This window comes from Hydrogenophaga sp. FW305-3-2-15-A-LB1, assembly GCF_058787875.1.
In genome coordinates this window covers 88,913-114,325 of record NZ_JBYTAE010000001.1, presented here as the reverse complement: position 1 = coordinate 114,325, position 25,413 = coordinate 88,913, and the positions used below count along the sequence as shown (strand labels likewise).

The window sequence follows — 25,413 nt, the reverse complement described above, 5'->3', positions numbered from 1 at the left end:
CGCTACAACAGCCGGAACTTCGGCAGCGTGACCTCGTCGGTCACGTCGTCGTACTGCACCGTCACACGCTGGCCGATGCGCACCGCCTCCACATCGTCGGTGACGATGTTGGTCATCATGCGCGCGCCCTCGTCGAGGTCGATCACCGCCACCACGTAGGGGGTGTCGGCCTTGAAGGCCGGACCGGCCGGCCGGCGCGCGATGGTGTAGCTGTAAATGGTGCCGGTGCCGCGCGCATCGACCCATTCGACGGCGTCGGAATGGCAGTGCGGGCACAGGACGCGCGGATAGAAATGGTGCTTGCCACAGTCATGGCAGCGCTTGAGTGTCAGGCGATGTTGTTTCAGGGCGTCCCAATAGGAGCGGCTCTCGCCATCGATGACGGGCAGGGGTTTGTCGTACATGGTGTTCACCGGGTGGAGAGAATGCAAGTGGCACCGCTGGAGAGCGTGCCGCCGGTGCCGTGGACCAGCGCGGTCACGGCGTCCTGGATCTGGCGCGGGCCGCATTCACCGCGCAACTGGCGCACCGCCTCGATCAGCAGGAAGATGCCGTACATGCCGGGGTGTGCGTAAGACAGACCGCCGCCGTTGGTGTTAAGCGGGAATACACCGCCCGGCGCGGTGCGCTGGTTGGCGACAAAGGCTCCACCCTCGCCACGCTTGCAAAAGCCCAGCGCTTCGAGCGTCAGCAGCACGGTGATGGTGAACGAGTCATAGACCTCAACCACGTCAATGGCGTCATGCCGGATGCCCGCCATGGCAAAGGCGTCCCGACCGGCCACTTCGGCGGCCGTCAGGCGCGCTAGGTCGGGCATGGCGGCGATGGTCCAGTGGGTGTGTGATTCGCCGTAACCGCGCACGAACACCGGCTTGCGACCGAGCGCCTTGGCGTGCTCGGCGGTGGTCATGACCAACGCGCCACCACCGTCGGTGACCAGACAGATATCGAGCAGGTGCAGCGGGTCGGAGATCATCGTGCTCTGGAGCACATCCTCGATCGACAGCGGCTCGCGCATGGTGGCCGCCGGATTGAGCGCCGCCCACTTGCGCGTGGCCACCGCGATCTCGGCCAGGTTCTCGGAGGTGGTGCCATATTCGTGCATGTGGCGCTTGGCCGCCATCGCATAGCCGCCCACCGGCGTGGGCATGCCCCAAGGCGTCTCGTACTGCATGGTCAGCACCGCCGGGCGCCCGGCGAGGTTGCGGCTCATCTCGCTCTTCTGCAGGCTACCGTAAGTGATCAGCGCCACCTCGCAGCGGCCAGCCTCGATGGCGGTGGCGGCATGCGCCACATGCGCCTCGAAGGCCGAGCCGCCGATGTTGGTGCCGTCGACGAAGCGCGGCGTAATCCCCAGGTACTCCGACAGCGTCACGGTCGGCAACTGGCCCGGACCGGGCACCCCCCACATACCGGCGGTCAGCAACCCATCGACTTCGTGCATGGCGATGCCGGCGTCCTTCAAGGCGTCGCGGGCGACCAGCGCCTGGGCCTGCAGGACCGACATGGGCGCAAGGACCTTGCCGTCCTTCAGTGGCAGGTCGGCAACGCCGACGATCACAGCTTCTCGTTTTGTCATAGTTGGAAGTTTCCTAGTGTTGAATATCCCGGTCCACCCGGTCTGTACTGTTGATCCGGCCCTTTGACGTCGCGAGTCGTAGACGGGCTGCCACAGGCAAACGACTCACGAAAGTTCAAAATTCATGGAGCCGGAGCAGCAGGCAAAAAAGTAATGGTTTCAGTGAAGTCGGCAATGGTCTCGCCACGCTGATTGATCACCAAATGTTGCAACTCCATCAGGGTGTAGCCGCGCGAGGTCGTGGGGAGCAACCGGGCCTCCCCTTCGACATGAATGGTGTCGCCCGGAAACAGCGCACCGCGCAGGCGCGCCTGTACGCCGGTCATACCGCCGAACGGGCCGACTTCGTGGCCTTTGAGCGTGCCCTTGATGATGCCCGCCACGTAAGTCGCCAGCAGCCCCATGCCTAGCGAGATGACCATCGGGCCGGGCGCAAAGCGGCTGCGATGCGATCCGGTCATGTTCTCCCGGATGTACTCCATGTCGATGAAAAATGGTTCATGCAAGCCGACCACATTGACGAAGGTGACGATGTCGGTTTCGCTGATGGTGCGCCGGTGCGTCTTGAAATGATGCGACTTGGCACTGTCGGTCAGCTTGGTCATTTTGAAGTCCGGTGATGGATGGGGGGTGGTGATGGATGAAAGTGGTCCTCTGCGGGCAATCCCTCGATCGGCCTGTCCCGCTGTTTTGACAAAGTCGGGTTTTTATGTATCCAGCGCCGGAGAACAGCGGATGAACCCAGCACCCTTGACTGGCGGTCCACTTCAGGGCCAGATCGCCCTCGTCACCGGTGCCACGGCCTTCATCGGTCGTGCCATAGCGCTGGAGTTGGCGCGGCGCGGCGCGCACGTGGTCGTCAACGGCCGCAATCCCGAAGCCGGGCAGGCGGTGATCAACGAGATCGCTGCGAACGGCTACAGCGCCACGTTTGAACAAGCCGACCTGACCAATAGCGATGCGGTTCATGCCATGGTGGATCGAGTTGCCGAGCGCCACGGTCGCCTTGACATCCTGGTGGCCAGCGGCGCAGATGCCAGTGCCGACTTGCCGTTCTTTCGCCTTTTCAAGGAAATGCGCGACGGCGGCTTCGACAACTACATCCGCGCCCACTGGCTCACCCGCGTGTATGCGATCCAGGCGGCCGCCCGCGTCATGGCACTGCACGGTCGCGGCAAGATCGTCGCGGTGGGTACCGCCGCGGGCCGCGTGGCCACGGTCGGCGAATCTTTCATTGGCGGTGCCACAGGCGGCATGATGCAAATGTGCCGCGTGCTGGCACGTGAACAGGGGCGCGACGGCATTCGCGTCAACGCGGTGGCGATGAGCTACATCTGGGATGCCGAGCCGCGCTGGGGTCCGGGCTCGCCAGCGCTCGAAGACGGCCATGGTGCGGGCATGATCGAGAACCCGCGCAAGCGCATGCTGTTTCCAGTGCATTGCCAGAACATCGCCAACTCGGCGGCGTTCTTGGCCGGACCGGAGTCCGATGCCATCACCGGCCAGACGCTCAGCGTCAACGGCGGTTTGAGCACACCGGGCTGACATGGCCATCAGGCGCCACCGTGCGCGGCCTTGACGGCCGCGCGGTCAATGCTATCGGCACCGCCCAAGGGGAGTGCCGATACAAACACCACGTGCTTGGGTTTTTTGTAGCGTGCGATGCGACCGCCCACAAACTCGATCAACTCCTCGGCACTCAGCGTGCACCCCGCCTTCAGCACGCAGACAGCCTTGACCGCCTCGCCCCACTGAACGTCCGGCACACCGAGGACCACCACCTGCGCCAGCGCCGGGTGCTCCATAATGACCCGCTCGACTTCAGCCGGATAAACGTTCTCGCCCCCCGGCTTGATCAACTCCTTGGCCGGTGAACGCCCGCTGTACCAGAGGTAGCCCTCGGCATCGACGCGCCCCATGTCGCCCGTGTGGTGCCAGCCGTTGCGCAGCGTGAAGGCGTTGTCTGCTTCACAGCGCCAGTAGCCCTGGAACACCATCGGCCCCCGCACCACAATTTCGCCGGTGGCGCCTGTGGGCAACGGGCGGTCCAGTTCGTCCACCACCGCGACCATGTTCAGCGCGGTGGGACGCCCGGCGCTGCCGGGGCGCTCGTCAAATGGCGCCAGGCTGACCGAGCCCGAGGTCTCGGTCTGGCCGTAGGCACTCCAGAAGGTCGCCTGGGGACAGGTGGTGCGCAAGCGCGCGATGGTCTCGGGCACATCGATCCCCGACACCACGCGCAACCTGGCCAGTGAAGAGCCTTGGGCGGCTGCGGCGTCCAGCAGGGCACCCAGCATCGGTGGAAAGGTGCCGATCAGGCTGCCCCCGTCCTCGTCGATATGTTTGACCAGACTGGGCGGATCGAAACGTGTCAACAGCAGCGTCGCCCCGCCCGCCTGCTGCGTGGCCAGCATGAAGCCGATGGCGGCCACGTGAAACAGCGGCAAAACGCCCAGATTGACGTCCGTCGGCGTCAGGTGCCAGGCCAGTTGCGTCTGCAGGCTGGCGGCAATCAGGCCGCGGTGCGAGAGCAGCGCGCCGCGCGGCCGACCGCCCACGGCGGCGGTGTGGATGATGAGCAAACCGCTGTCGTCGGCCAGACCGGGCAGATCCGCCGCCTGCGTATCGCACTCCCGATACAGCTCACTGACGGGTTGCCATGGCGCTGGCGCGGCGCCCAGCGTGTAGCGCAGCGTGTCGTCCAAACCGCGCTGCGGCAGCAGGGCCTGGAATTCATCGGCCACGATCAGCACCCGCGGTGCCACGTCCTCGATGACATAGGCGACCTCCTCGGCCGACAGCCGCCAGTTGATCGGCACCACGATCGCGCCCAACTGGGCTGCGGCGCCGAACAGATCGACGTATTCCAGGCAGTTGGGGGCCAGTATCGCCAGCCGGTCACCCTGGCCCACGCCTGCGTCCGCCAGACCGGCTGCCAGGCGCGCTGTGCGCCCGGCGTACTGGGCGTGCGTGATCCGCTGATTGCCGAACACCAGAGCGGTGTTCGATCTGTACAACCGCGCGTTGCGGTTGATGAGATCGTGCAGCGTAAAAGATCGCAAACTCATTTCAGGCTCCTGGTTCAGATTTCACCCGACGGGGACTGTGTCGACGGCATCACTTCGTGCAGAAACGCCGCCACGCTGGCGGCGAAGGCGTCGTTGGCATCACCAGCGATCATGTGACCAGCACCCTTCAGATCGATAAAACGCGCCCGCGGCAGGGTTTGCACCAGGGCGCGCGCATCTTCTTCGCTGATGACGTCGCTGCGCTGGCCGCGCAGCAGCAAAGTGGGCGCCTGCAGGCCGCGCAAAGCGCGCTCGTAGCCGTCCGCATCGCGCCGGTGGTTGTGGTTGGCCTCGCTCATCAGTTGCGGGTCCCAATGCCAATTCCAGAGACCTTGCGCATTCATGCGCAGGTTTTTCTTCAGCCCCTCAACCGGTCCTTCCATGGGTCGGCCCCGGTAGGCGGCGATATGCTGGGCGGCCTCTTCAAGTGACGCAAAACCATCGGGCCGAGCCCGCATGAAGCGCACGATGCGCTCGACACCGACTTCTTCCATGCGCGGCGCAATGTCCACCAGCACCAGCGCGTTGATCGGCGGCGCATCGGCGCGGCCCACGGTGGCCATGCTGATGAGGCCACCCAGCGAGGCACCGACCACCGCCAGCGGTGTGCCCAGTTCGCGCCAGATGCAGCACATGGTGTCGGCCAGCGTCTCGATGCGGTAATCGCCATCCTTGGCCCAGGCGCTGTCGCCGTGGCCCGGCAAGTCCAGCGCCACGGTGTACCAACCCGCATCGCCCAGCACCTGTGCCGCCTTGCCCCATGCATGGCGGGTTTGCCCGCCACCGTGCAGCAGCAACACCGTGGGCGCGCCGACTGGGCCATAGACGTCGGCCACCAGAGAGCCACCGGCAAAGCCGGGAAATTCCCGGCGCGTCGTCATGATGACGGCCCCACTTCCTGGGCGAAGTCGGCCCCGCTGTCCGCGGTCTGTCCCCAGTCGGCGAAGGTTTTGTAATGTGCGCGCCAAGAGGCCAGCAGTTCATCGCGCGGCAAGTCGGCGTAAGTGCCGTGGTCGTGCACATACTCCATGTGCCTGCGGCCGCTGACATCGAATTCATGAAAGACCGAATCGGCGCGGCCATCGAATTCCAGTGGATGGATACCGGCCTTCTCGCACAAGGAGCGGTTGAAGGCGGGCGTGGCCTTGAGCCACTGCCCGTCAACCCACAGCTCGGTGTAACCGTGAAAGACGAACAGATCGGTGCCCATCATGTCTTGCAGGCGCTTGCTGCTCAGGTGGTTGCGAACGTCGGCATAGCCCAGCCGTGCCGGCACGCCCAGGACGCGGGCTGCCGCTGCCAGCAGCGCCGCCTTGGGCACGCAAAAGCCACGCCCGGCCTCGATCACGCGACTGCCCTTCAAACCCTCGACCGTGGTGTCAAAGCAGTAGGGGTCGTAGAGAAACTCGTCACGCACGGCGTAATAGAGCTTGACTGCGATCTCGCGCGGCGCCATGGCAGGGTCGGCCACCCGGTGCGCGAACGCGATCACCGCCGAGTGATCGCTGTCCACGTAGCGGCCGGGCGCGAGATAAGCCGACGGATCGTTCGAAGGGGTGATTGGGGTTTGCATAGTCACTTCCATGTCATTGATCCTTGACGCTCAGGCACTTTGGCGGTTCGGCCAGCGCAAAGCCATTGAAGGGTTTGGATCGATCATGAGCCTGCAATTTCCAGGTCGGTCGGGCATTGGGCACGCCACCATCGACCCGAATGCAAGAACCCGTGATGAAAGCCGCCGCCTCGCACAGCAAAAACACAATCGCCGCCGAAATCTCGGCCTCGGTGCCATAACGTTGCAGCGGCACCTTGGTCTTCAGGCTGCGCAGTTCGGCCTGCATCTCGGGGCTGTAGGTATCAAAGCCGCTGCTGGCAATCCAGCCCGGTGCCACGGCGTTGACACGCACGCCGGCGCAGGCCCATTCGCAAGCCGCCGTCTCGGTGAACGACAGCATGCCGGCACGCGCCGCACCGCTGTGCGCCATGGTCGGCATGCCGCCCCAGATGTCGGCGATGATGTTGACAATGGCGCCGCCATGGAACTCCATGGACTGGTTGAAGGCTTCGCGCGCCACCAGGAAGCCGCCGGTGAGGTTGCTGCGCACCACCGCATCCCAGCCCTTCAGGCTGATGTCCTTGACCGGCTGCGGGTACTGGCCACCCGCGTTGTTGACGAGACCATCGATCTTGCCGTGCTGTGCGATCACGTCGGCGATCATGGCCTTGACGCCCGCCTCGTCGCGAATGTCGCAAGCGTGGATACTGGCCCGGCCGCCGGCCTGCGTGATTTCAGCTTGCACAGCTTCCAGCTTCTCGACGCGGCGACCGACAAGCGCGACGCTGGCCCCTAGGTTGGCCAGTTCGTGCGCGGTGCAGCGGCCAATGCCACTGCCACCACCGGTGACGATAACGGTTTGACCAACAAACAGGCCAGGGCGGAACACGGAACGGTAGGTAGATTGAGACATGATGGACATTTCCTTTCTGCACCCTCAGGCTCGCAGCATGAAATTGCCGTGGCCAAGGGCGATGGGCTTATCGGGGCTGGATTGCCATGCCTGGATGCGCAGGTTCGCCACACGCTGGCCCAGCTTGACCATCACGACGTTGGCATAGGTGTCCTGCGGACGGCCCGAGCGCAGGTAATCAATGTTGAAATCGATGGTCTTGGGCAAGTCCCGGCTGTCCATGTGCCACAGCAGGTAGAACAATCCGGCGCATTCCAGAAACCCTCCGGTGGCACCGCCATGCAGAGCCGGCAGCATGGGGTTGCCTATCAGTTTTTCCTGGAAAGGCAAGACGCAGGTGAACTCCTCGCCCTTGACATCAATGCGCAGGTCCAGAAAACGCGCAAAGGGCACCGCCTGGATCACTTCGCTCCAGTCACCCTGGGCGCGCGCATGGTCAATTTGTTCGGTCCATTTCATCGTGGCACATCCTCGTTGCGCAATACCGGTCGCCCGGAAGTAAACATGTAAATGCCGACTGCGGTGGCTATTGGGTCGTCCAACGTGTCGTGGTAAGCGGCGCCACGGACGAACGCCAGTTCTGCAGTCAACTTGTAGCAAACGGCTCCCCCCAGAATCGCCCGCCCGGGCGTCGCGGGCTTGAGGTAGTCGATGCGCAAGTCCAGCGTGGCCATCGGCCGTATCTCCGGCAGCTTGACGAAAATCGCGAATCCGAGCGCGGCGTCGAGCAGCGCAGTGATGACTCCGCCATGCAAAACCCTGGTCTGCGGATCGCCCACCAGTGCTTCCTGGTACTCGACTTTGAGCACGCACCAGTCGGTGTGCACCGCGTGCGGCAGGAAGCCCAGTTCGCGGTTATACGGCGACACATGGGCGAACTTTTGCCATCGCTTGGCGATTTCTTCTTCTTTGATGATGTGTGTTTCTGTCATCTCGACATGTCTCCAGACAAGGTGAGGGTGGGCTCTTCGCTGGCCGCCGTCACCGGATACCAGCGGGTCGCGGCTGGCGTTTCTTCATGGCGCACATGGCCGGCACGCTGCAGCCACAGCAGGTGCGCCAGGGTTTCGCCCATGGCCAGGTAAGCATGCAGCGGGTCGCTCTGCGCGCCATAAACGGCGTAGCCGAGTTCGGTGGCATTCATGCCCCCCTCGCCCAGACGCGCCAAGAACTTGCGCAGTGCCCTCTGGTGGTGCGCCACCAGTCCATGCGCGCGCTCGACCCCGGCGTGGTAGACGCCGTGGTGGGCTGGCAAGACGTACTCGATGTCCAGTCCCGCAATGGTGCGCAGGCTATCCAGGTAACGTGGCAGCGGATCGGTTTCGCCATAGGGCCAGACACCAATGTTGGGTGTGATGCGCTCGAGCAACTGGTCGCCCGTGAGCAGCAATTTCAGCTTGGGCTCGTACAAGCAGATTTGGGCAATGCTGTGTCCACCAAGCACCAGCACGTCGAAAGCATGATCGCCGATGTGCAAGGTCTGGCCGGCTTCGAGCGGCTCGACGCGAGTCGGCACGGCACAGGCCATATTGCTTTGCAACACCCCGCCCACCACCTGATGCGCATCTTCCGGCGCCACCCCATGGCGGCACATGAAGTCGATACAGTAAGCGCGGTCATCGATGCTGACCACGTGCGTCTGCCGCGCCACCGCCACCTCCTCCTCGCGCATCAGGATCGGAGCCCCGGTGCGCTCGTGCAGCCACACCGCCAGCCCGAGGTGGTCGGGGTGGTGGTGCGAGACGATGATGCGCGTCAAGCCAGCCGCCAGCGGGCCTTCCAATGCGCGCAGCCACAAGGCCCGCGCCGCCTCGCAATCGGCACCCGTGTCGAATAGGCACCAACCCTCGCTGTCGCGAATCAGGTAGATGTTGACGTGGTCGATGCCATAGTCCACCGGCAGCGTGAACATCAGGATGCCGGGCAGGACCTCCTTCAGAGGCAGCTCGACCAACCCGTCAATGACTGAAGTAGCTCGAGAGGTGCTCATGTTCACAACCGTTTCGCCACTTCTTCGAGCATGACCTCGGTGGCACCGCCACCGATAGCTTGGACGCGTGCGTCGCGCACCATACGCTCGATCGCGGCCTCGCGCATGTAGCCGAAGCCGCCGTGGAACTGCTGGCAGTCATAGACCACATCGTTGACCAGCTCGCCGCACAGCGCCTTGACCATCGACACCTCCTTGACGCAGTCGCGCCCCTGCGCGTCCAGCCAGGCCGCGTGGTAAACCAACTGGCGGGCCGCCGCCACCTGCGCTGCCCGCATGGCCATGCGCTGGCGAATCGCCTGCTTGTCCCACAGCGTGGCGCCGAAGGCCTTGCGCTCGCGCACATAGGCCAGCGTCAGCTCGATCGCGCGTGCGGCCTCGCCCATCACCTGCGCACCTAGCACCATGCGCTCGTTCTGGAAGTTGCGCATGATCTGGTAGAAGCCCTTGTTCTCTTCGCCCAGCAGGTTGGCGGACGGCACGCGGCAGTCCTCGAACACCAGCTCGGCGGTGTCGCTGCACAGCCAGCCGCTCTTGTTGAGCGCACGCCCGACCCGAAAACCCGGGGTGCCCTTCTCGACGATGAAGATCGAGATACCGCGCGAACCCTTGGCGCTCGGATCGGTCTTGGCGGCGACAAAGTACACGTCGCCATGCACGCCGTTGGTGATGAACATCTTGCTTCCGTTGATGACCCAGTGCTCACCGTCGCGCACCGCGCGTGTGCGGATGCCGGCCACGTCGGAGCCGGCATCGGGCTCGGTGACCGCCACAGCGCAGATCTTCTCGCCACCGATGATGGGCGGCAGGTAGCGTGCGAGCTGCTCTGGCGTGCCAAAGTTGGCCAGGTGCGGCGAGGCCATGTCGGTGTGCACCATCACCGTCACGGCGAAGCCGCCGTAAGTGGAACGGCCGAGTTCTTCGGCCAGGATGGCGCTGTACACGGTGTCGAGTTTCGAGCCGCCGTACTTTTCGTCGTAGCGTATGCCCAGATAGCCCAGTTCGCCCATCTTGCGCAGCAGCGCGCGCGGCACCATGCCCTGATCTTCCCAGAGCGCGGCGTGCGGCACTACTTCCTGCTCGACAAAGCGGCGCAGGTTGTCCCGGAACTGCCGGTGTTGCTCGTCAAAATAAATCGGCTCGTTCATTGCTTTTCCTCGGATTCGATTGTTTCCATGATCGCCAGCACATCACCACCGCGCACCGCGTCGCCGACGCGGCAACGCAGCTCGGCCACACGTCCCGGCGCTACCGCGCTCAGCGTATGCACCATCTTCATAGCTTCCATCTGCACCAGCGTGTCGCCCGCGTTCACACTCATGCCTACACTGACCTGCACCTGCGTCACCAGACCGGGCATGGGGGCGAGCAGGAGATTGCCGCCCAGCTCATCGGCACCCGCCGCGCCCTTGAGTGCGCGCTGCCAGCGATCGAGCCGGCGCCAGGCCCACGTACCGCTCAGGCCAGAGAGCCACACGCGTTCGCCTTGCTTGGCGTGCTGCTCCACCGCCACCGTGAAGCGAACCGTCAGGCCGTCGCACTGCAACGCCAGGGTGTCGCCGACCAATACCGCCGCCAGGGTCAACTCCCGATCGCCGACGCACACACGCCAGCTGTCACCCTGCGGCGAGACGCTGACTTCATGCACGCAGCGCTGCTCGTCTTCGAGCAGCACCTGTGTGCTGCCAGTGCCACTCCCAGCGCCGGCCGCGCGCCAGGCCCCGAGCGACTGCCAGGCCGAGCGCCCGGCCGTCGCCTGTTTGATCAGCACGCCGTGCACGGCGGCAGCCGCGATGGCCAGCCCATCGTCCGTGCGCGGCTGCCAGCCTGTGGGAAAGGCGCGTTCGATGTAATGTGTGGTGAGTACTTGCGCGAAGTGGTCATGGCGCAGCAGATCGGCCAGAAAACCGAGGTTGCTGTGCACGCCGAGCAGCACCGTGTCGTCCAATGCCGTGGCGAGCCGCCGTGCGGCGGTCGGCCGGTCGTCGGCATGGGCAATTACCTTGGCCAGCATGGAGTCGTAATAAGGCGTAACGTGACTGCCGTTGCGCATGCCGCTGTCGACCCGAACGCCCTCGCCGCGCGGCTCGCGGTAGTCGATCAGGGCGCCGATCTCGGGCGCGAAACCCGCCGCCGGATTCTCCGCGCAGACACGCGCCTCGATCGCGCAGCCGCGCTGCGTCAGGTCCGGCTGGGCGAAGCCGAGCGGCTCACCAGTGGCCACCCGCAGCTGCCATTCGACCAAATCGATACCGACCGTCAACTCGGTCACCGGGTGCTCGACCTGCAGCCGGGTGTTCATTTCCAGGAAGAAGGTGTCGCCGCTGCGGCTGTCGTGGATGAACTCGATGGTGCCGGTGCTGTCGTAGCCGATGGCGTGCCCGATCGTCAGCGCGTGCGAAAACAGGGCCTCGCGCACGGCGGGAGGCAGGTGTGGCGCGGGCGCTTCCTCAATCACTTTCTGGTGGTTGCGCTGGATCGAACATTCGCGCTCGAACAAATGGACCAGATGCCCGTGCTTGTCGCCCAGCAACTGCACTTCGAGGTGGCGTGGCTCGTCGAGGTAGCGTTCCAGCAGCACGCGGTCGTCGCCGAACGAAGCCTTCGCTTCGCGTCGCACGGTATCCAGCGCGGCCGAGAAGTCAGCCGCGCTGCGCACCACCCGCATGCCCTTGCCGCCGCCGCCGGCCGAGGCCTTGATCAGCACCGGGTAGCCGATGCCCCCGGCCGCCGCCTGCAAGACCGCAGAGTCCTGGTCGTCGGCGTGGTAGCCCGGCACCACCGGCACGCCGGCTCCGAGCGCGATGCGCTTGGATTCGATCTTCGAGCCCATGCGCCGAATCGCTTCGCGCGAGGGGCCCACAAAAATGAGCCCGACGGCTTCGCAGGCGTCAATCAGGGCCAGGCTTTCCGACAAAAAGCCGTAGCCCGGATGGATGGCCTGCGCACCGGCGGCACGCGCCGCGGCCACGATGGCAGCGGCATCAAGGTAGCTGCGCGCGGCCTCCGGCGCTCCGATGCGCACGGCCGTATCGCACAGGGCCACGTGCAGCGCCTCGCGGTCGGCGTCGGAATAGACCGCCACCGTGCGCAAGCCCATGCGGCGCGCGGTGCGGGCGATGCGGCAGGCGATCTCCCCGCGATTGGCAATCAGGAGGGTGTTAAACATCAGTCGCACGCCTTCATGCCAACACTCAGACCTGCCGCCACACCGGCAGCCGCTTGCCAAAAAAGGCTGCAATGCCGTCGCGCCCTTCTTCGGTTTCCCAGGCGTCGGCCAGCTTGTCAGCGGTGTAGATCATGTTGGTGGGCAGATCGTGCGCCTGCACATAGGCCACCAGCTTCTTGGTGGCCGCCACCGCGCCGGGCGCGCACTGCAGCAGGTCGGCGAGTTCGCGTTCAATGGCCGCGTCGAGCTGATCGGCCGCCACCACTTCTGAGAGCAGGCCCAGGCGCTGCGCCTCTGCCGCGCTCATGCGGCGCGCCGTCAGAAAGGTGCGCCGGGCGTTGGCTTCACCCATGCGCGCCACAACGTAGGGCGCGATGTTGGCCGGCAGCAGGCCCAGGCGCACCTCGGTCAGCGAGTAGATGCCGGTATCGACCGCGATCGTGATGTCACAGACAGAGATCATGCCGACGCCGCCGCCATACGCGGGGCCATTGATGCGGCCAATGACGGGCATAGGCAGCTCGTTCAGGGCGCGCAGCATGAGCGCCAGATCGCCGCTTTCGCCCACGCGCTCGGTCCGGCTCTTTTTCATGTTGTCCTGCATCCAGCCCAGGTCACCACCGGCGCAAAAGGTCTTGCCGGTGCCGGTGAGCACCACCGCGCGCACGCCCGGCGCTACGGCCAGCCAATCGACGGCACGGCGCAACTCGCTGATCAGGGTGGCGTTGAGCGCGTTATGAGTGTCGGGGCGGTTGAGCGTGAGGCGGGCCACGCCGCGCGCGTCGACGACCAGTTGCAGGGTCTCGTAGGTGGGGGTGTTCATAGAGGTTCTCTTACATGCGGTAAACAGGGGTTGCCGTACTCGGCAACGCACGGCGCGCCGCCAGCGCCAGCGCCAGGCCCAGCACGTCGCGCGAGGCCGAGGGTTCGATCAGACCGTCGTCCCACAGCCGGGAGGTGGCGTAATAGGGATCGCTCTGGCGCGCGTACTGCTCGCGTACCTTGCGTTCGATATCCAGCAGCCGCGCCTCATCAGCCGGGCCGCGCAGGTTAGAGCGCGCCAGCTCGACCATCACGTTGCTGGCAATGTCGGCGCTCATCGTGGCAACTCTGGCACTGGGCCAGGCGAACAGGAATTCGGGCTCAAAGCCGCGGCCGCACATGCCGTAGTTGCCGGCGCCATAAGAGCCGCCAACCACCAACGTGAGCTTGGGCACGCGCGCGCAAGCCATGGCATACACCATCTTGGCGCTGTGCTTGGCAATACCGCCACGCTCGGCCTCGGTGCCAACCATGAAGCCGGGGATGTTCTGCAAAAACAGCAGCGGTACTCCGCGCTGGTTGGCCAGCTCGATGAAATGCGCGCCCTTCAGGGCCGACTCGGACAGCAGCGCGCCGTTGTTGGCGAGGATGGCGACCGGCTGGCCGTGGATCGCGCCAAAGCCGGTCACCAGCGTATCTCCCCACAACGGTTTGAACTCGTGGAAAGCGCTGCCGTCGAGCAGCCGCGCAATGATTTCGCGCGCGTCGTAGGGCTGTTTGGGGTCGACCGGTACGACGCCATCGAGCTCAACCGGGTCGTAACGTGGTGCGCTGGGCGGCAGCGGCGGCACCATGGGCGGCTCGGGCGGCAGGCTGGCGACGATCTGACGCAGCATGGCCAGCGCCTGATGCTCGTCCTCGGCCAGGTGGTCGCTGACACCGGAGACACGGCTGTGCATCTCCGCGCCGCCCAGGGTTTCGCCGTCTACCACTTCGTTGATCGCGATCTTGACGATGGACGGGCCACCCAGATGAATGCGTGCGTTACCGCGCACCATCACCACTTCGTCCGACAGCGCGGGAATGTAGGCGCCGCCCGCGGTGCAACCGCCGAACACGGCCGAGAGCTGCGGCAGGCCAGCCTGCGACATGCGGCACTGGCGGTGGAAGCTGTTGCCGAAGTGGTCCTTGTCGGGAAACACGCGGTCCTGCTCCGGCAAAAAGGCGCCGCCGCAATCCACCAGGTACAGGCAAGGCAGGCGCAGGCGCTGGGCAATCTCCTGCGCCCGTATGTGTTTTTTAACGGTTTCATGGAAGAACGAGCCGCCCTTGACGGTGGCATCGTTGGCAATGAACATGCAGGGCCGCCCGGCCACCATCCCGACGCCGGTGACGATGCCCGCACCCGGCACCTCGTTGCCATACTGATCCCAGGCCGCCAGCGGCGAGAGTTCCAGGAAGGCGCTACCGTCATCGACGATGAAGTCGATGCGCTCGCGCACCAGCAGCTTGCCGCGCTCGCGGTGGCGCTGGATGTGCGCGTCGCGCCCGCCGGTGGCCACCTCGGCCAGGCGTGCGCGCAGAAGAGCGATCTGGCCCGCGTGGTGTGCAAGGTTGTCGCGGAAGCTCGGACCTTGCACATCGACCAGCGTTTGAATCACGGACATCCTGTTTCGTCCTTTGAAGCGCGGTCAGACCGCGGCGTAGCCACCATCGACCACCAACTCGGCACCCATGACGGTGGACGACTCATCGGAGGCCCCGGAACAGCACCACCGCCGACACTTCCTGATGCTGCACCGCCCGCCCAATTGGAGTGGTGCCGAGCAGCGATTTGTGATCGGCCGGATCGCTCAACAAGTCCTTGGTCATCGGCGTCTCGATGGCGCCAAGGTGAACCGAATTGACACGAATATTGAAAGGGGCGAGATAGGGCGCGCTGGCCATACTGAACAGCCGTACCTCGCCCTTGGAAGCCCCATAGGCACAGGGTGCGCCTAACGGCCGTAGATAGACAGGATGTTGATGATCGAGCCACCACCTGCCTGCTTCATCGTCGGCACCCCCGTCCGCGTGCCGAAAAAGGGGTAGCGCACGTTGACGTTGAACATGCGGTCCCACTCCGCCGCGCTGGCGAACGCCCGCCGCGACGGTTTCGCCAATCCCGGCGTTCATGTCCGCGACAGGCAGCTCGCAGTGGACCTGGCCCATGCCCATCGCACTGCCCGTCACAAGAATGACCTTGTCCTGTACTCGACCAATGACCTTCTCCTTGTCATGTGATTCAGCGCACCGCCCCACAAATCTCTTGCATTCGCTGGCCGGCGCGAAATCCCTTGAGCGAGCCGCTGTGCATCACATGGCCCGACAGGGTGCGGCCGATGACGCGTTCGGCCAGAAGGGACGCCTCGATCAGCGCCTCTAAATCGATGCCGGTCTCGATGCCCAGTTCCTGGCACATGAACACCATGTCTTCGGTGCAGATATTGCCGGCCGCGCCACCGTGCGTGTGACCCGCGAACGGACAGCCGCCCAGACCGGCGACCGAACTGTCGAACAGCCGCACGCCCATTTGCAAGGCGGCATAAACGTTGGCACCGCCGACGCCGCGCGTGTCGTGCAGGTGCAGGCCGATCTGAGCCTCCGGCACGATCGCGCGCACCGCGCCGACGCGGCGCTTGATCTCCTCGGGATTTGCCCAGCCCATGGTGTCGGCCAAGTAGACCGCCGGCAGCGGCACACGCCGGTCGGCGCAGGCATCGACCAGCCAGCGGACCTGATCGGTGAGGACCGACAGCGGCACGGCGCCACCGAGATTGCAGCCAAAGGCCGTGATCACGTAGGCCTTTTCCACCGGAATGCCCAGGGCGATGTAGCGGTCCAGCCAGCCGAGCTGGCGTTCACGCATCTCGGCCACGCTGCAATTGTTGTTGCGCTGCGAAAACGGCTCGGTTGTGTAGAACATCAGCTTGCCGTCCAGATCCACCTGTTCACAGGCGCGCGCCCGCTCGAAGCCGTTGTCGTTGAGCCAAAGCGCCGTGTAGCGGGTACCAGGGCGCTTGATGATGGCGGCGAACAATTCGGACGTGTCGGCCATCTGCGGCACCGCGCGCGCACTGACAAAGGACGCAACCTGGATCTGCCTCAGACCCGAGAGGCTCAAGGCATCAATCAGCGCGGCGCGGTCCGCCAGCGGATAGGTTTTTGGCTCCATCTGGAAGCCCTCGCGCGGTCCCTCCTCATGGAACTCGACGGAGGTAGGCAAGTTGCTCATCGCTTGTACCTCCTTCGATCAAGCCGGGCTGACTTCGGCCAGCACTTGGTGGCGCTCAACCATGTCGCCGACCCGGCAGCGCAGGCTGCTCAGGCTGCCTTCGAATGGCGCCATGACGTGCAGCTCCATCTTCATCGATTCGAGCACGATCACGGTCTGGCCGATGGAAACCTTCTCACCGACCGCCGACTTGACCGCCACCACCTTGCCCATCATTGGCGCGCCCAATTGACCGCTGGCGGCAGCGTCACCGGCGCCCCCCCCCAGATAGGGTCGTGCCGTGAACAAGCTGCTGCCCAACGCGCTGGCGAGCTCGGCCTGCCACGCGTCGCCCCGGATCGTCAGTTCCAGCGCCCGCCCACCACATTGCAGCAGGAAGCGTCCGCCCGCGAGCGGCTGCAGCGTAGCGCGCACCTTTTGCTCGCCAATGACCAGCGCACTGCTGCCCTGGTCATCGCGCATCGAAAACCGCACGGGCCATTCCGCCGCGCCCGCCTTCAACACAAGGACCGGCTGGGGTGCGGCCTGAATCGGCCCACTGCTCAGGCGCCAGCCCGTGAAACCGTCCCAGAGGGTCCAGCAGCCCAGCGCGGACGACTCGGCACGCCGTTGCGCCAGCCAGTGCAGCGCGGCAGCAGCCAGATGCTCAAGAGGCGGCGCGGCGGGAGCCACCACGCCGCGCTGCGCGTGGCGCTCGTCGATCAGGCGGGTGTGAAATGTGGCATCGCGGGTCTCCGGCCATTCCAGCAGTTCATGCAGAAATTCCAGGTTGGTGACCAGGCCGATCACCGTGCTTTCGCGCAATCCGGCCACCAGCGCCCGGCGCGCCGACTCGCGGTCGGGCCCGTGCGCGATGAGCTTGGCGATCATCGAGTCGTAGTGCGGCGAGATTTCGTCGCCACTGTCTACCCCGGACTCGACGCGCACGCCCGCGCGCGAAAAATCGACCACCTGCAACCGCCCGGTAGCCGGCAAAAATCCCGCAGCGGCGTCTTCAGCGCACAGCCTGGCCTCGAAGGCGTGACCGGTGCACCGCACGTCGGCTTGCGCCAGCGGCAGGCTGTCCGTGTCGGCAATGCGCAGTTGCAGTTCGACCAGATCGAGGCCGGTGACTTCTTCGGTCACCGGGTGTTCGACCTGCAAGCGAGGATTGACCTCCAGGAAATAATATTCTTCACCCGTGACGACAAACTCAACCGTGCCCAGGCCGCGGTAATTCACGCCAGAGGCCAGCTTGACCGCATCGGCCAGGATAGCTTCACGCAGACGCGGGCTCAGACCGCTTGACGGCGCTTCTTCGATCACTTTTTGATGGCGTCGCTGCAAGGTGCACTCGCGCTCGAACAGGTGAATGGCGTGGCCCTGGCCGTCACCGGCCACCTGCACCTCCAGGTGGCGCACATGCGGCAGGTAGCGCTCGACGATCAGTTCGCCGTTGCCGAAGGCTTTTTCGGCCTCACGCATGGCACTCTCGATGCGCGACTCCAGCCCCTCCAGCGTCTCGACCACCGCCATGCCACGGCCACCGCCACCAGCCACGGCCTTGAGCAGCACGGGCAGCTTCATACCGCGCACCAGATTCAACACCTCGGCTGGGTCGGTCATGCCGCTTTCGCTGCCGGGAATGACCGGCACGCCGAGACGGGCTGCCTCGCGCTTGGCACTGGCTTTGCCGCCGACGCGCTCGATGGTGTCGGCCCGGGGTCCAATGAAGGTCAAGCCAGCCGCATCCAGTGCGCGCACAAAGGCCGGATTTTCCGAGACAAAACCGTAGCCCGGATGAACGGCGTCGGCGCCCACACGCCGGGCCGCCGCGATGATGGCATCGATGTTCAGATAACTCTCGCTGGGCGCTGCACCCCCGAGTTCGACCGATTCACCGATCTCACGCACATGGCGGGCAAACCGGTCGGCACTGGAGTGCACGGTGGCCACTTCCAGGCCGAGCTTGCGGCAGGTGCGGGCAATGCGGCAGGCGATCTCGCCGCGGTTGGCAATGAGGACTTTCTTAAGCATGCCCAACTCCTGCGGCGAAGTGGGTCATCAAGACGGTGTGGATGCGTTGCATGGCTGGCGTCCTGGTTAAAAACGGAAGACACCGAACGGCGTCGGTTTGGCGGCAGTCCGGGATGCGAGGTCGAGCAGCAGTCCCATGGCGTCGCGTGTTTCCACCGGATCGATGATGCCGTCCACCCACAAATTCGAGGAGAAGTTCGCAGCAGGCTGGAAGTCTTCGTAAATCTTGCGTACCGGCGCCTTGAACGCCTCTTCTTCCTCGGGCGTCCACTCTTTTCCCTCGGTCTTGTTGATCTGTCTGCGCACCAGTGCCATCACCGTGGCGGCCTGATCCGGACCCATGATGGCCGCGCGGCCGGTCGGCCAAGCAAACATCGCGGTCGGGTTGAACGGGCGGCCACACATCGCCAGGTAACCTGCACCGTAAGAGGCGCCCATGATGATGGTGTACTTGGGCACGTTGGCCGAGGCCATCGCCGTGATCATCTTGGCCCCGGCTTTGGCAATGCCAGCCTGCTCGGCGGCGCGCCCGACCATGAAGCCGGTCACGTCGGCCATGAACAGCAGAGGGATGTCTCGCTGGCAGCACAGATCGATGAAGTGCGCCGCCTTCATCGCGCTTTCCGGGAACAGCACGCCCTGGTTGGCCAGGATGCCAACCTCGTGGCCATGGATGCGAGCAAAGCCGGTCAGCAGGGTGTCGCCGTACATCGGCTTGAATTCCTGGAACCGGCTGTCATCGACGAAACGCGCCAGAATCTCGCGCGTGTCGGTCGGGATTTTGGTGTCGCGGCTGATGATGCCGTAAATCTCGCGCGGATCGAAGCGCGGAGGCACCGACGGCTGACGCGTCCAGCGTGGCTTGGGCTGCTCACCCAGGTCCCGTACGATTTCACGCGTGATGGCCAGCGCGTGGCGGTCATCTTCGGCAATATGATCAGTGACACCGCTGACGCTGCAGTGCATCTTGGCGCCGCCCAGCGACTCTGCATCCACCGTCTCGCCGGTGGCGGCAAAGGTCAACTCGGGGCCACCGAGGTACATATAGCCTTGTTCCTTGACAATCACCGCCTCGTCGCACAGCGCCGGGATGTAGGCGCCACCCGCCGTGCAAGGCCCCATCACCACGGCAATCTGCTGGATACCCTCGGCCGACATGCGTACCTGGTTGTTGAAAATGCTGCCGAACTGCCCCACATCGGGAAAGATGTTGGCCATCTCAGGCAGGAAGGCGCCACCGCTGTCCACCAGCGTGATGCAGGGCAAGCGGTGTGCCCAGGCAATTTGCTGCGCCCGCACATGCTTCTTGCAGGTCATGCCGTAGTAGGTGCCACCCTTCACGGTGGCGTCGTTGGCAATGATCATGCACGGACGGCCCTGCACCAGACCGATGCCGGTGATGATGCTGGCACCCGGCGGCACGCCGTCGTACATGCCCTCGCCGGCAAGCATGCCGACCTCTAGGAAAGGCGAACCTGGATCGAGCAGCACTTCGACGCGATGGCGCGGCAGGATCTTGTTGCGCGCCAGGTGTTTTTCCCGCGCTTTCGGGGGGCCTCCGGCCAGCGCCAGTTGGCGACGGCTTTGCAGGTCCGCAATCACGGCCTGGTAGGCTTTTTGGTTGAGCCGAAATTCGTCGTCGGAAGTCGATATGCGGGAGGAAAGGATGGTCATATGTGATTGCGCCTATTCGCGAGACAAAGCATTCAGCCGCTCAGGCCTTGAACACCGGTGTACGGCGTGCCTCGAAGGCCGCCAGACCTTCGCTGACGTCGTCATCGAGCAGAGCCGCGCTGGCCAGGTCTTCCTCAAGCTGGAGACCGACCTCCGACGAACCCTCCATGCCTTGCCGTGCCAAACGTTTCATGGTGGCCATGCCGATGCGGCTGCGCGTGGCGATCTTGCTGCAATACGCCAGCGCCGCTTCACCCAACTGCTCAGGCTCGACCACATAGTTCACCAGCCCCCACTGCTCGGCGGTGGCGGCATCGATCCAGCGCGCCGAAAAGAACAGGTCCAGGCCACGGCGCAGACCCGCAATGCGTGGCATGCGCTGGCTGCCGCCCCACCCGGGAATCAGGCCGAACTGGGCATGCTGGTCGCCAAAGCGCGCGTCCTTGGCCGCAAAGATGATGTCGCAGGCCAGCATCAGTTCGCTGCCACCGGCCAGGGTCAGACCCTGGCAGGCCGCCACCACCGGCAAATCGCTGCGTTCCAGGCGCTTGAGCACGCTGTGACCATAGCTGATGAAGTGCTTGAGCCTGGCTGGATCGCCACGCAGCGACTTCACCTCATCCAGATCGGCGCCGGTGCAGAAGTGCTTGCCTTGCGCCCGGATCAGAATGGCGCGCACACCGGAGTCGGATTTCTCGAATCCGTCGATGGCGGCCTCGATGGCCGCATGAACGGACATCGACAGGCAATTGAATTTTTCGGGGCGGGCTAACTCGATAATTCCAACGGCGCCGGCACGGCTGATCTCCACTGGGGATGTCTGAATCATTTCTTGCTCTCCTTGGCGTACTGCACGGCGGCGCGTCCCACGCGCTCGCGGGCAACGATCAGCTTCATGATTTGCGCCGTTCCGTCGCCGATTTCCAGGCCCATCACGTCGCGCAGGCGCTGCTGGTGAGGCAGGTCCATCGACCAGCCATAGTGCCCAAAGGTCAGCAGGCACTGGTGAATCGCGTCAAAAGCGGTCTTGGGGCCCATCCACTTGACCATGGCCGCTTCCGCGGTGTGCGGCTGACCGGCATCGCGCAGGGCCAGGCCGTGGTAGCAGAGCTGGCGGCAAGCGGCGATCAGGGTCTCGAACTCGACAAGGGGAAAGCTCACGCCCTGGTACTGCGCCAGCGGCGCGCCAAAGGTCTGGCGTTCCTTCACGTATTCCCAGGCTTCGTCGATCGAGGCCTGCGCGGCGGCCACGCACTGCAGCGCGATCAGGATGCGGCTGAAGTCAAAGCCCTGCATCACCTGCGTGAAGCCTTTGCCCTCCTCGCCCAGCCGGTTCTCGACCGGCACCCGCACATCGTCGAAAAACACCGAACCACGGCCGATGATCTTGCTACCAACATCGTTGAAGCGCGTGCGTTGCACGCCGGGCTGATTCAGATCGACCAGGAAGGCGCTGATGCCTCGTGCGACATCCTCGGGCTTTCCGGTGCGTGCGAACAACACCATGGCATCGGCCTGGTCGGCAAAAGTGATGGAGGTTTTCTCGCCGGAAAGCACGTACTCGTCGCCCACGCGACGCGCCTTGAGTTGCAGATTGGCGGCATCCGAGCCGCCCCGTGGTTCGGTCAGACCCAGCGCGACGATGGCCTCGCCCGCCACGATCCGGCTGTTCCAGGTGCGCGCCAGCTCGGGGGACGCATTGGCATGGATGATGGCGCCCATCAGCGAACTGAGCAGCTGCATGTAGCTGACGTTGAAGTCACCATAGGCAATTTCCTCGGTGATCATGCCGGCCGTGACGCCACTGAGGCCCAAGCCGCCATATTCCTCGGGCAGATCAACACCGATCAGACCGAGCGAACCCATTTCCTTGAACAAGGCCCGGTCGATGCCAGGTTGCGATTCGCGCTTCTGGTAATCGGGCCTGAGCTTCTCTCGTGCAAAGCGGCGCGCCACGTCACGCAGCGCAATCTGGTCATCGTCGAACATCATGGGTAAATCTCCTGACTGACTGTTGTCGAAATCGCCGCCTGCATCACACCGTCAATCCGGACGAAGAATTTGAGGTGCTCGCCAATTGCATGGCTGGTCGTTGTCGCATGATATCATCGAACAGGTGTTAGTTAGATTTTTAAAGAGGCGTTCCCCATGTCCACCGAAGCCACTGTTTTCTTTCCGACGCTACTCTCCGTCCTGAAGGTAGGCGCGCACACCCTTCGCAACCGAACGCTGATGGGATCGATGCACACACGTCTGGAGTCGCTGGACCGGTCGATCGACCGGCTGTCCCTGTTCTATGCCGAGCGCGCACGCGGCGGCGCGGGCCTGATTGTCACGGGCGGCTATGCCCCCTGCCAGGATGGCCTGCTGGATGAAACGGGTCCCCTGCTTATCACGACGGCACAAGCCGATGTGCTCAGACCGATCCCTCAGGCGGTGCACGCCGAGGGCGGCAAGATCATTCTGCAAATCCTGCACACAGGGCGCTACGCAAAAGTCGCCAGGCCAGTGGGCGCTTCTGACATCCCCTCCCCGATCAACTCCCGCGCGCCTCGCGCCTTGAGCACGGCCGAAGTCTGGCAAACGGTGGAAGACTATGTACGCTGTGCCGAACTGGCGCAACGCGCCGGCTTCGACGGCGTCGAGATCATGGGCTCGGAGGGCTACCTGCTCAACCAGTTCACCGTCACGCGCACGAACAACCGCAGCGACGAATTTGGCGGCAGCATGGAAAATCGTCATCGCCTGCCGGTGGAGATCGTGCGGCGCACGCGCGAACGCCTGGGGTCGCAGTTTCTGCTCATGTATCGGGTTTCGGCGCTCGATCTGGTCGAGGGCGGTGCCCCGGCTGACGACATCATCCAGCTCGCCCAGGCGGTGCAGGCCGCAGGCGCTGACATCCTCAATACAGGCATCGGCTGGCACGAAGCGCGCATCCCGACCATTGCCTACGTGGTGCCGCGCGCGGCGTGGCGCTTTGCGGCGGCCCGCATCAAACAAGCAGTGACGATTCCTGTCATCGTCTCCAACCGGATCAACACGCCCGATCTGGCCGAAGAAATCCTGGCCAGCGGTGACGCCGATATGGTGTCGATGGCGCGCCCCTTCCTGGCCGATGCCGACTTCGTACGCAAGGCGGCGCAGGGCCGCGCCGATGAGATCAACACCTGCATCGCCTGCAACCAAGCCTGTCTCGACTACATCTTCGCCGACCGCCCCGCCACCTGTCTGGTCAATCCACGCGCCGGGCGCGAGCTGGAGTTCTCGCTGATGCCGTCACGGGCCATGCAGCGCAAGGTGGCGGTGATCGGTGCCGGCGCGGCCGGACTGGCCTGCGCGCTGACTGCGGCGGAACGCGGTCATGCGGTCACCCTGTTCGAGGCTGGACCCGAGATTGGCGGCCAGTTAAACCTGGCCCGGGCCGTGCCGGGCAAGCAGGAGTTCAACGAACTGTTGCGCTATTTCAGGCAAGGCGTGGCTCGGCATGGCGTGACGCTCAGGCTCAACAGCCGGGCGGATGCCCCATCTCTAGCTGCCGGTCACTACGACCGCATCGTGATAGCCACCGGCGTGCGCCCGCGCCTGCCGCAGCTCCTGGGCATGGCTCACCCGAAAGTGATGAGCTATGCCGATCTGCTGTCGGGTCGGGTGCAGGCAGGCCGCCGGGTCGCGGTGATCGGCGCCGGTGGCATCGGTTTCGATGTAGCCACCTTCCTGCTGCATGACGAGCATGAGGGTAATGCTGCCAACGCGCCTCAGGCGCTTGAGCAGTTTTACGCTGAATGGGGCGTCGATACCTCGCCCGCAGCTGCGGGTGGCCTCAAACCGGCACAGCCAATCAGCGCGCCACGCGAAGTCACCCTGTTGCAGAGAAAACCTGAAAAGCCTGGACGCAGTCTGGGTATGTCCACTGGCTGGGCACTCAAGGCCGAGCTGGCGCGGCGCGGCCTGCGCACGCTGCCAGGATGCGTCTATGAACACATCGATGACGCCGGGCTGCACCTGCGCGTCAACGGTGTACCGCAGACGCTGAACGTGGACACCATCGTGATTTGCGCCGGCCAGGACAGCGAGAACGCGCTGGTCGCCGAATTGCGCGCGCTCGGCCTGGCGCCCGATGTCATCGGCGGCGCCGAGCTGGCCGCCGAACTCGACGCCTTGCGCGCCATTGACCAAGGCACACGCCTCGGTCTGGCGATTTGAGTCCACTGGAACACCACCATGGATTTCGCCCACAACCAGGAACATGAAGCGATACGCGAAGCAATCGGCAAAATCTGCGCTCGCTTTGACGACAGCTACTGGCTCGAACGGGACCGGCTGGGCGGCTTTCCGCATGAGCTGCACCGCGCTCTAGCCGACGGCGGCTGGCTCGGCGTTTGTCTGCCACAGGAATATGGCGGCGTCGGACTGGGCATCAGTGAAGCGACCGTGATGATGCAGACCATCTCACAGTCGGGTGCGGGGCTGTCTGGCGCATCGGCGGTGCACATGAACATTTTCGGCTTGCAGCCCGTGGCGGTGTTTGGCAACGAGGAGCAGAAACGCCGCATGCTGCCTCCGCTGATCCAGGGCAAGGAGAAGGCCTGCTTCGCCGTCACCGAGCCCAACACCGGCCTGAACACCACCCGTCTGAAAACCCGCGCCGAACGGGCAGGCGACCACTATGTGCTGTCTGGCCAGAAGGTCTGGATATCGACCGCCCAGGTGGCAGAGAAGATGCTCATTCTGGCGCGCACCACTCCGATCGAGGACTGCAAGAAACCGACCTTCGGCCTGAGCCTGTTCTACACCGACCTCGACCGCAGTTTTGTCGAGGTGCGCGAAATCGAAAAGATGGGACGCAAATCGGTCGACTCGAACGAACTCTTCATCGACGGCTTGCGCGTGCCGGTAGGAGACCGCATCGGCGAAGAAGGCCGCGGCTTTGAGTACATCCTGCATGGCATGAACCCGGAGCGGGTGCTGATCGCGGGCGAGGCCGTCGGCCTGGGTCGGGCGGCGCTGCAGGTAGCCGTCAAGTACGCCCGCGAGCGCGTGGTCTTTGACCGGCCCATCGGGCAGAACCAGTCTATCCAGCATCCGCTGGCGCAATCATGGATGGAGCTTGAGGCCGCTGAAATGATGGCGATGCGCGCGGCCTGGAAATACGACAACAGCCTGCCCTGCGGCGCCGACGCAAATGCTGCCAAGTACATGGCGGCCGAGGCTGGTTTCAACGCCTGCCAGCGCGCCATGGCCACGCTGGGCGGCTATGGCTATGCCAAGGAATACCACGTCGAGCGTTATCTGCGCGAAATGATGATTCCGCGCATCGCGCCGATCAGCCCGCAACTCATCCTGTGCTTCATCGCTGAGAAGGTGCTGGGCCTGCCTAAATCCTATTGACATTCACGAGCTCGCGACCGATTTT

24 protein-coding genes are annotated in these 25,413 nt (G+C 64.5%); 3 read left to right on the top strand and 21 right to left on the bottom strand.

Annotation, left to right across the window (positions count from 1 at the left end; translation table 11 throughout):
* Positions 1–2: 2 nt before the first annotated feature.
* The 3 genes from AC3WPZ_RS00525 to AC3WPZ_RS00515 all read right to left on the bottom strand — a co-directional run bounded on the left by AC3WPZ_RS00525 (position 3) and on the right by AC3WPZ_RS00515 (position 2,184).
* Positions 3–404 carry a Zn-ribbon domain-containing OB-fold protein gene (locus AC3WPZ_RS00525; protein WP_034694630.1) on the bottom strand — a complete coding sequence of 134 codons (402 nt, stop codon included), beginning with the start codon at positions 402–404 and terminating at the stop codon, positions 3–5.
* 5 nt (positions 405–409) lie between these two features.
* A complete protein-coding gene (locus AC3WPZ_RS00520; protein WP_056278147.1) occupies positions 410–1,579 on the bottom strand; it encodes an acetyl-CoA acetyltransferase in 1,170 nt (389 codons plus the stop codon).
* A 122-nt stretch (positions 1,580–1,701) separates the two neighbouring features.
* Complete coding sequence (locus AC3WPZ_RS00515) at positions 1,702–2,184, bottom strand: MaoC family dehydratase (RefSeq protein ID WP_056278151.1); 483 nt, start codon at positions 2,182–2,184, stop codon at positions 1,702–1,704.
* A gap of 130 nt (positions 2,185–2,314) precedes the next feature.
* On the opposite strand from AC3WPZ_RS00515, the gene AC3WPZ_RS00510 reads away from it, so the two are divergent.
* Positions 2,315–3,124 carry an SDR family NAD(P)-dependent oxidoreductase gene (locus AC3WPZ_RS00510; RefSeq protein ID WP_056278154.1) on the top strand — a complete coding sequence of 270 codons (810 nt, stop codon included), beginning with the start codon at positions 2,315–2,317 and terminating at the stop codon, positions 3,122–3,124.
* An 8-nt stretch (positions 3,125–3,132) separates the two neighbouring features.
* Here AC3WPZ_RS00510 and AC3WPZ_RS00505 read toward each other — a convergent pair whose 3' ends face one another.
* From AC3WPZ_RS00505 to AC3WPZ_RS00420, 18 genes are all read right to left on the bottom strand, one after another.
* Positions 3,133–4,647: an AMP-binding protein gene (locus AC3WPZ_RS00505; RefSeq protein WP_492437719.1), complete on the bottom strand. Its 1,515-nt coding sequence runs from the start codon at positions 4,645–4,647 to the stop codon at positions 3,133–3,135.
* A 14-nt stretch (positions 4,648–4,661) separates the two neighbouring features.
* A complete protein-coding gene (locus tag AC3WPZ_RS00500; protein ID WP_056278160.1) occupies positions 4,662–5,528 on the bottom strand; it encodes an alpha/beta fold hydrolase in 867 nt (288 codons plus the stop codon).
* Positions 5,525–6,220 carry a transglutaminase-like domain-containing protein gene (locus tag AC3WPZ_RS00495; protein ID WP_235501454.1) on the bottom strand — a complete coding sequence of 232 codons (696 nt, stop codon included), beginning with the start codon at positions 6,218–6,220 and terminating at the stop codon, positions 5,525–5,527. Before AC3WPZ_RS00495 ends, AC3WPZ_RS00500 begins: the two co-directional genes overlap by 4 nt.
* 13 nt (positions 6,221–6,233) lie before the next feature.
* The gene (locus AC3WPZ_RS00490) at positions 6,234–7,115 is read right to left on the bottom strand and encodes an SDR family oxidoreductase (RefSeq protein WP_056278584.1); all 882 of its coding nucleotides are present in this window, start codon (positions 7,113–7,115) and stop codon (positions 6,234–6,236) included.
* Positions 7,116–7,139: 24 nt separating this feature from the next.
* Positions 7,140–7,574, bottom strand: coding sequence for a PaaI family thioesterase (locus AC3WPZ_RS00485; protein ID WP_056278166.1), 435 nt, complete (start codon positions 7,572–7,574; stop codon positions 7,140–7,142).
* Entirely contained in the window at positions 7,571–8,047 is a 477-nt protein-coding gene (locus AC3WPZ_RS00480) for a PaaI family thioesterase (RefSeq protein WP_056278169.1), read from the bottom strand. The genes AC3WPZ_RS00485 and AC3WPZ_RS00480 overlap by 4 nt, the downstream gene beginning before the upstream one ends.
* Positions 8,044–9,105 (bottom strand): MBL fold metallo-hydrolase, encoded by a 1,062-nt coding sequence (locus AC3WPZ_RS00475; RefSeq protein ID WP_056278172.1) that lies wholly within the window; start codon positions 9,103–9,105, stop codon positions 8,044–8,046. The genes AC3WPZ_RS00480 and AC3WPZ_RS00475 overlap by 4 nt, the downstream gene beginning before the upstream one ends.
* Before the next feature lie 2 nt (positions 9,106–9,107).
* Positions 9,108–10,253 (bottom strand): acyl-CoA dehydrogenase family protein, encoded by a 1,146-nt coding sequence (locus AC3WPZ_RS00470; RefSeq protein ID WP_056278176.1) that lies wholly within the window; start codon positions 10,251–10,253, stop codon positions 9,108–9,110.
* Positions 10,250–12,274: an ATP-binding protein gene (locus AC3WPZ_RS00465; RefSeq protein ID WP_056278178.1), complete on the bottom strand. Its 2,025-nt coding sequence runs from the start codon at positions 12,272–12,274 to the stop codon at positions 10,250–10,252. Before AC3WPZ_RS00465 ends, AC3WPZ_RS00470 begins: the two co-directional genes overlap by 4 nt.
* Positions 12,275–12,299: 25 nt before the next feature.
* Positions 12,300–13,097: a crotonase/enoyl-CoA hydratase family protein gene (locus tag AC3WPZ_RS00460; RefSeq protein ID WP_069047281.1), complete on the bottom strand. Its 798-nt coding sequence runs from the start codon at positions 13,095–13,097 to the stop codon at positions 12,300–12,302.
* Between the two features lie 10 nt (positions 13,098–13,107).
* The gene (locus AC3WPZ_RS00455) at positions 13,108–14,703 is read right to left on the bottom strand and encodes an acyl-CoA carboxylase subunit beta (protein WP_056278183.1); all 1,596 of its coding nucleotides are present in this window, start codon (positions 14,701–14,703) and stop codon (positions 13,108–13,110) included.
* 82 nt (positions 14,704–14,785) lie between these two features.
* A complete protein-coding gene (locus AC3WPZ_RS00450) occupies positions 14,786–14,983 on the bottom strand; it encodes an SDR family oxidoreductase (RefSeq protein WP_056278186.1) in 198 nt (65 codons plus the stop codon).
* Between the two features lie 50 nt (positions 14,984–15,033).
* Complete coding sequence (locus AC3WPZ_RS00445; protein WP_250637255.1) at positions 15,034–15,147, bottom strand: hypothetical protein; 114 nt, start codon at positions 15,145–15,147, stop codon at positions 15,034–15,036.
* A gap of 173 nt (positions 15,148–15,320) precedes the next feature.
* On the bottom strand, positions 15,321–16,310 hold the full coding sequence (locus AC3WPZ_RS00440) for a hydroxymethylglutaryl-CoA lyase (RefSeq protein ID WP_056278190.1): 990 nt from the start codon (positions 16,308–16,310) through the stop codon (positions 15,321–15,323).
* 18 nt (positions 16,311–16,328) lie between these two features.
* On the bottom strand, positions 16,329–18,326 hold the full coding sequence (locus AC3WPZ_RS00435) for an acetyl/propionyl/methylcrotonyl-CoA carboxylase subunit alpha (RefSeq protein ID WP_056278193.1): 1,998 nt from the start codon (positions 18,324–18,326) through the stop codon (positions 16,329–16,331).
* 66 nt (positions 18,327–18,392) lie between these two features.
* Positions 18,393–20,000, bottom strand: a complete 1,608-nt coding sequence (locus AC3WPZ_RS00430) for a carboxyl transferase domain-containing protein (RefSeq protein WP_056278196.1) — start codon at positions 19,998–20,000, stop codon at positions 18,393–18,395.
* Positions 20,001–20,040: 40 nt separating this feature from the next.
* Positions 20,041–20,829, bottom strand: a complete 789-nt coding sequence (locus AC3WPZ_RS00425) for an enoyl-CoA hydratase/isomerase family protein (RefSeq protein WP_056278198.1) — start codon at positions 20,827–20,829, stop codon at positions 20,041–20,043.
* On the bottom strand, positions 20,826–21,992 hold the full coding sequence (locus AC3WPZ_RS00420; RefSeq protein WP_056278202.1) for an acyl-CoA dehydrogenase family protein: 1,167 nt from the start codon (positions 21,990–21,992) through the stop codon (positions 20,826–20,828). Before AC3WPZ_RS00420 ends, AC3WPZ_RS00425 begins: the two co-directional genes overlap by 4 nt.
* 156 nt (positions 21,993–22,148) lie before the next feature.
* Here AC3WPZ_RS00420 and AC3WPZ_RS00415 point away from each other — a divergent pair, with 156 nt between their 5' ends.
* Positions 22,149–24,203 (top strand): NADPH-dependent 2,4-dienoyl-CoA reductase, encoded by a 2,055-nt coding sequence (locus AC3WPZ_RS00415; protein WP_069047284.1) that lies wholly within the window; start codon positions 22,149–22,151, stop codon positions 24,201–24,203.
* An 18-nt stretch (positions 24,204–24,221) separates the two neighbouring features.
* Positions 24,222–25,388 carry an acyl-CoA dehydrogenase family protein gene (locus AC3WPZ_RS00410; protein ID WP_056278207.1) on the top strand — a complete coding sequence of 389 codons (1,167 nt, stop codon included), beginning with the start codon at positions 24,222–24,224 and terminating at the stop codon, positions 25,386–25,388.
* Positions 25,389–25,413: the final 25 nt, after the last annotated feature.